The organism is Cupriavidus sp. 05T313 (genome assembly GCF_056396665.1).
The window spans coordinates 1-8,674 of the sequence record NZ_JBFTLX010000304.1 but is presented as its reverse complement, the minus strand read 5'-3'; the positions used below and the strand labels follow the sequence as shown (position 1 = coordinate 8,674).

The window sequence follows — 8,674 nt, the reverse complement described above, 5'->3', positions numbered from 1 at the left end:
GAAGACGGCGATATCAGCGGATGGTCACGCGCTGCTGCGGCGAGGCCTCCTTTTTGGGCAGTACCACCCGGAGCACGCCGTTCTCGTAGCTGGCATCGACCTTGCTCTCGTCCACCGTGCTGTCGAGCGTAAAGGCGCGTTGCATCGACCCGCTGTAGCGCTCGCGCCGGATCACGCGCTCGCCGTCCTTCTGTTCGGAAGACTTTTCCACCTTGGCCGAGATCATCACCGTGCCGCGATCGACGGATACTTCAATATCTTCCTTCCTTGCGCCGGGAATTTCCGCGACCAGTTTGTAGTCCTTGTCGGACTCGGTCACATCGACCTTGAACGAGAACCCGCCTTCATTGCTGCCGCGAAAAGCGCGCAACATGCCTTGCAGCATGTCACCCACCGGTTCGATCGATAGCGGGTCGTAAATTCGCACGTTGCTCATTGTCGCCTCCTTGCAGTGAAGAGCCCAAATCGGGATCGGGCCCTTACTTCATGGTGGCACAGCGCCCATATCGCACCTTGTTCCAGATCAAGCGCGGCGTCCTGGGTGCCAGGCGCTAGATATCCCCTTCGTCGAACAGGCGATGGTGGATCGCGTAGCGCACCAGCGCCGCCTCGCTGGGCAACTTCAGCTTCTCCATCAGTCGCATCTTGTAGGTGCTCACCGTCTTGGCGCTGACGCAGAGCCCGGCGGCGATCTCCGTAAGCGGCTCGCCCAGTACAAGGCGGCGGTAGACCTCCATTTCGCGGTCCGACAGGCGCAGGTGGGGATCCTCGCGGTGCTCGTCCTGCAGGCTGTTGGCCAGTTTCTCGGCCATCGCGGGGCTCACGTAGATGCCACCGGCCGCGACCTTGCCGATGGCGCTGACCAGTTCCGTGGCCGCGCTTTCCTTGGTCAGATAGCCCGCCGCCCCCGCCCGGAACGCGCGCACCACGTATTGCTCCTCGGCATGCATGGTTAGTACCAGGATACGCAACTCGGGCTGCTCCACGCGCAACTGCCTGATCAGTTCCAGCCCGCTGCGGCCGGGCATGGAGAGGTCGAGCAGGATGACGCGGGGCTTGCAGTCGCGCGCCATCTGGAGCACGGCGTTGCCATCCACCGCCTCGGCCACCACCTCGAAGCCGCCTGCGCGGCTCAGGATATGGCGCAGGCCGTCGCGTACCACGGCGTGGTCGTCGGCGATCATCACGGGAATCATGTGCTTGCCTCCACGCTCGAGGTCAGGCCAAGCGGGAAGCGTACGGTCAGGCAGAAACCACCGCCTGGTGCCTGCCTGGTCGCCACTGTGCCGCGAAGCAGCCGTGCGCGCTCCCGGATCCCGACCAGCCCCAGCGATACGCGCTCGCCGCCGGCTGGCGGCGTGGCGGCATTGCCGCGGCCATTGTCCCGCACTGTCAGTTCGTAGTGGTCGTCCTGGCGAACCAGTTCGATATCGACCCGGTCGGCGTGGGCATGCTGCACGACATTGCTGAGCGCCTCCTGCACGATACGGAATACCGCGGTGGCCGCGCGCTCGCCAACGTCTTCCTCCTCCGCGGCGTGGGTGATGACGGTGATGCCATAGCGCGCGGAGAACTCCTTCGCCAGCCATTCGATCGCCGGGATCAGGCCAAGCTCGTCCAGCAATGCCGGGCGCAGGTCGGCCGCGATGCGCCGCACCGAAGCCACGGTCTCGTCAATCACAAGGTGCATGGCGGCGGCCTGGTCCAGCAGGTCAGGAGGCGTTCCCGCGTCCTTGAGATCACTTGCAAGGATCGCCAGGTCCATCTTCAGCGCGCTCAGCCGCTGGCCGAGGTCGTCGTGCAGTTCGCGGGCAATGCGGCGCCGCTCGTCTTCCCGCGACGCCTGGACCCGGTCGGACAACTGCTGAAGCTCTTCCCGCGAGCGCCGCAAGGCCGCCTCCGCCCTCACCCGCTCCGTGGTGTCCCGCAGGATGACGGTAAACAGCTTGCCGCCACCGTCCTGGGTCTGGGAGATCGATGCTTCGATCGGGAACTCCGTTCCGTCCTGGCGCAACGCATGCAGCACACGCTGCTGGCCCATCTGCCGTTCCGTGACCCCCGTCACGCCGAAGCGGCGCACGTGCGCCTCATGCGATACACGGAAACGCGCCGGCATGAAATMCCCAAGCGGCTTGCCGATCRCCGCTGCGGCTTTGCAACCGAAAAGACGCTCCGCCGTGGGGTTGAACAGCACGATGTGCTGCCCTTCGTCCACCGTGATGATGGCCTCCATCGACGAACGGATGATCCCTGCCAGCCGGGCTTCGCTTCCCTGGGTACGCGCCAGGTTCTCTTGCGCGGCGCGCCGCAGCCGCCGCAGGCGTACCAGCAGCAAGGCCAGCATGACAGCCACCGCCAGGCCCCAGGCACCAAGCATGGGCGCGGCAAGGCCGCTTGCCTCGGGAGCGAGCGCGGAGACGAACCAGAGCACCAGCAGCATGAACAGCAAAAGCATCGCGCCGGCTGCCACCAACTCGCCAAGCGTGGCGTACAGCGATGTCTTAGGGGAAGGCGGGTCCGGTGGTGGAGGCTGATTAGTCGCCATGGCTGGTCGCGAAATGCTCCCGGAGGCTCCCGGAGGGTCAGCGAGCCCCGCGGGGATCGCCGCAGACTCTGCTGTAAAGGTAGCCGATTTGTGCGAAATGCACACGCTGACCGGGATGCGCTCGCCATTCTGCGAGGCCGAAGTGGCTGGCGCTATCGGCCAGATAGCTGAAGGCCCTTGTCAGGTTTCCCTGACAAGGGCCTTCTCTTTCCGGACGACACTCTCAGCCGTCCCTTCTTTCCGGCTGCCCCGCCGTTCACCATACTCGGACACATGAACCTGCCCGCCCGTCCTGCCCCCCTGACCGTGCTGTTGCTTGAGGACTCCACCCTCATCGGCTCGCGGCAGACCAGGATGCTGCGATCGATCAGGGAGCTGGAGTTGCTCGCCTTGGCCCGGGATCCGCGTGCGGCGCTGCTGGCAGCCCAGATCCTCCTGCCCGACGTCGTCATTCTCAGCCTGGGCCGGTACGGAGGATCCTGGCTGAAAGTGCTGGAGGAACTGAAGCGGATGCGCCGCCATGCAACGGTGGTAGTCCTGAGCAACTGCTCGGTGCCGCCGATGCGCAGCGCCTACCTGCAGGCGGGCGCATCGCTCTTTTTCGACAAGACCATGGAGTTCGACGCGCTGCGTAGCGCGCTGCTCCGCCTCGCGGCGGACRAAAGAGCCGCGAGAACAACAGAACCGGAAGACGCCACGGCATAGCCCGCGCCGTCCTTTACGCCGGCAAGACGCAGCGCCGGCGCCGACAGCAAGAGCGCACCACAACCGTGGCCAGCCGAACCGGCGGGGGCCAGAAGACAAAGGAAACTGCCATGTCAGAGTATCTGCAGCGGGAAGCACCGTCAGACGCGCACATAGGATTCCTCGACGCCGAGGTCCTCGCGTCCCCGCACGGGGATAGTGCGCCACCTGCCGGCGTGGCCCACAGGGCAAACTGCTCAAGCTGCGCAATGCGCGCCATCTGCATGGGCGGCAACCTGAACGATGCGGATCGCTCCAGGCTCGATACCACAATCCATAACTGGCGCATGGTCCGGCGCGGCGAGGCGCTTTACCGCGCCGGCGACGCGTTCCAGAGCATCTACGCCCTGCGCTCCGGATCGTTCAAGACGGTGGTCTCGCACCAGAACGGCTGCGAACAGGTGAGCGGCTTCTTCCTCACTGGCGAGACGCTTGGGCTCGATGGCATCTGCACCGAGCACCACGCCTGCGACGCCATTGCCCTGGAAGACAGCGCCGTATGCGTGATCCCCTTCCACCTGCTCGAAGCGCTCTGCCGGGAAATGCGCTCCCTGCAACAGCACGTGCACCGGATGCTAAGCAGCGAAATCGTGCGTGAATCAGGTGTCATGCTGCTGCTCGCCAGCCTTTGCGCCGACCAGCGCGTGGCGGCATTCCTGCTCAATATCTCGGCGCGCCAGCATGCGCGCGGCTACTCCCGCAGCGAACTCACCCTGCGCATGACGCGCGAAGAAATCGGCAGCTACCTGGGCATGAAGCTCGAGACCGTCAGCCGCACCTTGTCGCGCTTCCAGCGCGACGGCTTCATCGATGTAAAAGGCAAGCGCGTGACACTGCTGGATCTTGACGCGCTGGACCGGATCTAGGCCGGATCCGGAAACCTGGCAAGGCGCGCGGCCCCCGATATCCAGCTCGTGCGGCAGCGTGCGCGCCCGCCTGGGCCCAATGCCAGGAATCTTCAGCAACCCGGCCACCGAGCCTGGCACCTCCCCGTGCAGACGCAGCGGCATCGCCTGCACGCTTTCGCGCAGGCCGCGCACCACGCGTGCCGCCTTGTGCCGGCTTGACGTCCGTCAGGAATATGCGTGGTTCGGCTTGCGGCTGCAACCGCAATGCCTAGACTGCAGAGAGTCGATGCGGCGGGCTCACGGGCGGGCTCGCCGCTTTCGCCGTTTCCGTCGTTTTCTTTGCTCTCGCCCCGGGGGGCCATCCATGACCATCAAACAGATCATTTTCCCCAAAGCCCGCCCCTCTTATTGCCCGGCCGCTCTCTCTCTGGAATGCCCTGTCAGCGTGAACGGCACGCCAGCCAGCTACGCGATCACGGCCGAGGCGCTGGAAGACCACTTCGGTGCGCGCTCGCACCGGCCGGAGGACCTGATCCAGGCCTTCGAAGGACACCGCGACGATATCGAAGGGGTGGCCCGGCAACTGTTCGAAATGACCGCGGCACACAATATTGTGCTGCACAGCGGTCATTTTCGCTTTGCGGTATAGCGCACCCGCGCCGGCACGCCCGGGTGGATCATGGCATTGCGTGAACTGACCAGCCGCCGCTTGGACGACGGGGCGGAAGAGCACTGCGCGGCCTGKGACATCGTGCGGGCCGGGCGCGCGCGGATGGTGGCGCTCAGCGCGCCGCGGATAAGGGGGGACCGGAAATTGCGGGTGCCAGCGTGAACGATGCCCCCGGACAAGCGGCTTGCGCTGGATCAAGTGCTGGCGCCGGGGCTGGCGGATACTCCGGTCAACACCGGCCAGGCGCACGGCTGAATTCCGATCTGGCGCCCTCCCGTGCCCGCGCAAGCACGGATGCACCCCAACCGCCCCGACCACGATGAGCATCCGCAACCTGGAACACCTGTTCCGTCCGCGCTCGGTCGCCGTGATCGGCGCGTCCGGGCGCCCGCACAGCGTAGGCGCCACCGTGTTGGCCAACCTCTGTGCCGGCGGCTTTGCCGGCCCGATTTACGCGGTGAACCCGAAGTACCGGGAACTGAACGGCCAGCCCTGCTACCACCGCCTCGCCGCGCTGCCCGATGTGCCCGATCTGGCCGTGATCTGCACGCCGCCCGATACGGTGCCGGGCCTGATCGCCGAACTCGCCGGACGCGGCACCCTGGCCGCCGTGGTCCTGACCGCTGGACTGGCGCGTGCGGCCGGATCCAGCGGGGAGACGCTGCAACAGGCGATGCTCGGCGCCGCCAGGCCGCACCTGCTGCGCATCCTCGGTCCCAACTGCGTGGGCCTGATGGTGCCGGGGCTGGGGTTGAACGCCAGCTTTGCACATGCGCCCGCCCTGCCCGGCAAGCTGGCCTTCGTCTCGCAATCCGGCGCGCTGACCACGGCGGTGCTCGACTGGGCGCGATCGCGCCAGATCGGTTTTTCGCACTTCGTCTCGCTGGGCGACAGCGCCGACGTCGACCTGGCGGACGTACTCGACTACCTCGGCAGCGAACCGGACACGCAGGCGATCCTGCTCTACGTGGAAGCGGTCAGGTCCGGCCGCAAGTTCATGTCCGCCGCGCGCGCGGCCGCGCGCAACAAGCCCGTGCTGATCATCAAGGCCGGGCGGGTTCCCGAAGGCGCGAAAGCGGCTACGTCGCACACGGGCGCGCTGGCGGGCGCCGACGATATCTATGACGCGGCGATACGCCGCGCCGGCATGCTGCGCGTGTATTCCACCGAGGAAATGTTCGATGCGGTGGAGACGCTTGCGCGTGCGCGGCCGCTGGCCGGCGATCGCCTGGCGATCATGACCAACGGCGGCGGCGCGGGCGTCATGGCTACCGATGCCTTGATCCTCGGCGGCGGTCGGCTGGCCACGCTGGAGAACGGCACGCTCAAGCAGCTGGACAAGGTGCTGCCGCCGACCTGGTCGCACGGCAATCCCGTCGACATCGTCGGGGATGCTCCCGTCGAACGCTATGCGGAAACCCTGCAGCTGCTTGCGGCGGACCCTGGCGGCGATGCCATCCTGATCATCCACGCGCCCACGGCGATCGTGCTCAGCAGCGATATCGCCATCGCCCTGACAAGCAAGCCGTTGACAGCATCGCGCCCCGTATTTGCGAGCTGGCTTGGTGGCGACTCGGTGGCGCACGCGCGCCAGATCTGCCGGCACGCCGGGCTCCCCACCTACGACACGCCAGAGCAGGCGGTGCGCGGCTTCCTGCAGGCCGTGGCCTATCGCCATAACCAGGAACTCCTGATGGAGACGCCGCCATCGGTGCCGGCCGGCCCCGCGCCTGACACCGAACGCGCGCGCCAGTGCATCCGCGATGCGCTAGCCGCAGACCGGCCGATGCTGACAGAGCCCGAGGCCCGCACCGTCCTCGCAGCCTATGGCATCCCCGTAGTGGAGACCCGGACCGCCGGCGATATCGACACCGCCGTCGCCGCCGCCGAAGCCCTCGGCTTTCCGGTTGCCGTGAAAATCCTGTCGCGGGATATTACGCATAAATCGGATGTGGGCGGCGTGGCGCTGAACCTGCAGTCGGCTGGCCAGCTGCGGCAGGCCCTGGAGCGCATGCAGGCCCGCATTCGCGGCGAACAACCCCGGGCCCGGCTCGATGGCTTCACCGTGCAGCGTATGATCAGCCGGCCAGGCGCGTTCGAACTGATCGTGGGCGCCACCACCGATCCGGTGTTCGGCCCGGTGGTGCTGTTCGGCCACGGCGGCACCGCCGCGGAGCGCATCGCCGACCGCGCCATCGCCCTGCCGCCGCTGAACGTCAGCCTGGCGAAAGATCTTGTCAGCCGCACGCGGATTGCGAAGCTGCTCGACGGCTACCGGGACCAGCCGCCAATCCGGCACGACGCCCTGTACCAGGTCCTGATGCAACTGTCGCAACTGCTGTGCGACCTGCCGGAAATCGTTGAGCTCGATATCAATCCGCTGCTGGCCGATGGCGCCGGCGTGCTGGCGCTGGACGCGCGAATCGGCGTGGCCCCCGCCATGCAGCCTGGGGCCGCCCGCCTTGCCATCCGCCCCTATCCCAAAGCGCTTGAGGAAACGGTGACATGGCACGGCGCACCATTGCCTATTGCCGCGCACACGGCACGCGGGAACTGGTCGGGACCACGCTGGCGACCAATACGGCGATGCTCCGGCTCGCCGAAAGCAGCGGCATCCACGTTCTGCGCGGCGACCGGCCGGCCAGCGACGGCGTGGAACTCCGCCTTTTGCTGACGGAGCCATCCGCGGCCAATGCGCCATGACCGGTCCGCCCCGCCATGGCCGGCTCCTTTGGCGAGCAGAATGCGCAAGCCGTCGTGATCGCCGAACCCTTCTAGCGCGGCCGAAGTGCGCGCGCCCTTGCTACAGCGCGCCATTGGTGTGATCTACCTGCCAGAATCGGAGCGAGCAAGCCACTATTTCGCCGCCGCCATTGCAGCGGCTGTATTGCGGACTCACCTTGCGGACACCCCTTGGCGGGTCCGGACGCGGGAAAAACCGGCGAGGTTCATCGCCTGCCGCCCGGCGCCCCGAACATGTGCTCCTGCTTGCGCTGGCATGGCGTGCAGCGCCTGGCGGTGGGGTACGCTTGCAGGCGCGGAAAGGGAATGGGCTCGCCGCAGTCCTGGCACGCGCCGTAGCGCAGCTTGCCGATGCGCGCCCGCGCCGCTGCAATGTCGGCCAGTTCCATGCGGTAGTGCTCGGTCATCGCATCGTCCATGCGCTCCCCAGCGGTCTGCCCGGCAAGTTCGGCGTTGCCGCCCGGCTCGGCGCCCGCGGACACAGTGCGGGTCACGGCCACCGCATCCATCTGGCCGCGGATCCTTTGCTCGATGCCGTCCAGCAAGGCAACCAGGCTGGAGAGTTGCTCTTTGGTCAATTCGGACATGGTGCACTCCCGGTGCGCGTCGAGGCGAGTCCACTCAATGATGCAATGACGCCGGGCCAGCGGCTTGCGCCAGATCAAATGTCGTGATGCGGATCTTGTCGCCCCCAGCGGCATCCCGGATAACGCYGGGGGCGGCAGGGACCATGGCGCCGGCCCTGGGCTTGGGCGGCCGCCACCATTCGGATCCTGCCGCGCAGCCCGCGCAAAGGATGGCCGCAAGGCAAACCGCGAGGCCGCGCAAACGCGCGGCGCCGCTGCCCAAGCCCTCATCGGAACGTTTCATCCGCATTGCCGCTCTCCCGTCGCCGGCGCAGCGGCTGCCGGCATGAAGCATCCGCAGCGTTGCGCGCCAGACCCCTGTGCCGCTTCAATATAGGCGGGTAGCCGCCGCCCGGCTTGATCCCCGTCAAGCTAGCTTCCGGTGGCCCGCATAGCATGGAAGCATGACCTGTCCAGAGTGCAAACAGGGAGACAGCTACCCAGGGAGATCCCAGCATGGATTCGGCGGTACTCACGCAAGCCCTGATGTGCCCCGCGG

The 8,674-nt window shown here is 66.9% G+C and carries 8 protein-coding genes; 4 read left to right on the top strand and 4 right to left on the bottom strand.

Features of this window, described 5'->3' with window-relative positions; genetic code table 11:
• Window positions 1–13: 13 nt before the first annotated feature.
• The 3 genes from AC1DKD_RS36790 to AC1DKD_RS36780 all read right to left on the bottom strand — a co-directional run bounded on the left by AC1DKD_RS36790 (window position 14) and on the right by AC1DKD_RS36780 (window position 2,545).
• On the bottom strand, window positions 14–436 hold the full coding sequence (locus tag AC1DKD_RS36790) for an Hsp20/alpha crystallin family protein (RefSeq protein ID WP_441633930.1): 423 nt from the start codon (window positions 434–436) through the stop codon (window positions 14–16).
• A 115-nt stretch (window positions 437–551) separates the two neighbouring features.
• On the bottom strand, window positions 552–1,196 hold the full coding sequence (locus AC1DKD_RS36785; protein WP_441633928.1) for a response regulator: 645 nt from the start codon (window positions 1,194–1,196) through the stop codon (window positions 552–554).
• Window positions 1,193–2,545 (bottom strand): PAS domain-containing sensor histidine kinase, encoded by a 1,353-nt coding sequence (locus tag AC1DKD_RS36780; protein WP_477144393.1) that lies wholly within the window; start codon window positions 2,543–2,545, stop codon window positions 1,193–1,195. Before AC1DKD_RS36780 ends, AC1DKD_RS36785 begins: the two co-directional genes overlap by 4 nt.
• 273 nt (window positions 2,546–2,818) lie before the next feature.
• Between AC1DKD_RS36780 and AC1DKD_RS36775 the strand changes: the two genes are divergently transcribed.
• The 4 genes from AC1DKD_RS36775 to AC1DKD_RS36760 all read left to right on the top strand — a co-directional run bounded on the left by AC1DKD_RS36775 (window position 2,819) and on the right by AC1DKD_RS36760 (window position 7,481).
• A complete protein-coding gene (locus AC1DKD_RS36775) occupies window positions 2,819–3,250 on the top strand; it encodes a response regulator (RefSeq protein ID WP_477144392.1) in 432 nt (143 codons plus the stop codon).
• Window positions 3,251–3,360: 110 nt separating this feature from the next.
• Window positions 3,361–4,155 carry a helix-turn-helix domain-containing protein gene (locus AC1DKD_RS36770; RefSeq protein WP_477144391.1) on the top strand — a complete coding sequence of 265 codons (795 nt, stop codon included), beginning with the start codon at window positions 3,361–3,363 and terminating at the stop codon, window positions 4,153–4,155.
• A 346-nt stretch (window positions 4,156–4,501) separates the two neighbouring features.
• Window positions 4,502–4,786, top strand: a complete 285-nt coding sequence (locus AC1DKD_RS36765; protein WP_441633920.1) for a DUF1488 family protein — start codon at window positions 4,502–4,504, stop codon at window positions 4,784–4,786.
• A 340-nt stretch (window positions 4,787–5,126) separates the two neighbouring features.
• On the top strand, window positions 5,127–7,481 hold the full coding sequence (locus AC1DKD_RS36760; protein ID WP_477144390.1) for an acetate--CoA ligase family protein: 2,355 nt from the start codon (window positions 5,127–5,129) through the stop codon (window positions 7,479–7,481).
• A 274-nt stretch (window positions 7,482–7,755) separates the two neighbouring features.
• Here the strand turns inward: AC1DKD_RS36760 and AC1DKD_RS36755 are convergent, their stop codons facing one another.
• Complete coding sequence (locus AC1DKD_RS36755; protein ID WP_441633916.1) at window positions 7,756–8,136, bottom strand: TraR/DksA family transcriptional regulator; 381 nt, start codon at window positions 8,134–8,136, stop codon at window positions 7,756–7,758.
• Window positions 8,137–8,674: the final 538 nt, after the last annotated feature.

Excerpts from the sequence above, each read along its gene's own strand:
- AC1DKD_RS36755 (WP_441633916.1), bottom strand. The coding sequence starts at position 8,136 with ATGTCCGAATTGACCAAAGAGCAACTCTCCAGCCTGGTTGCCTTGCTG.
- AC1DKD_RS36770 (WP_477144391.1), top strand. The coding sequence starts at position 3,361 with ATGTCAGAGTATCTGCAGCGGGAAGCACCGTCAGACGCGCACATAGGA.
- AC1DKD_RS36760 (WP_477144390.1), top strand. The coding sequence starts at position 5,127 with ATGAGCATCCGCAACCTGGAACACCTGTTCCGTCCGCGCTCGGTCGCC.
- AC1DKD_RS36790 (WP_441633930.1), bottom strand. The coding sequence starts at position 436 with ATGAGCAACGTGCGAATTTACGACCCGCTATCGATCGAACCGGTGGGT.
- AC1DKD_RS36785 (WP_441633928.1), bottom strand. The coding sequence starts at position 1,196 with ATGATTCCCGTGATGATCGCCGACGACCACGCCGTGGTACGCGACGGC.
- AC1DKD_RS36765 (WP_441633920.1), top strand. The coding sequence starts at position 4,502 with ATGACCATCAAACAGATCATTTTCCCCAAAGCCCGCCCCTCTTATTGC.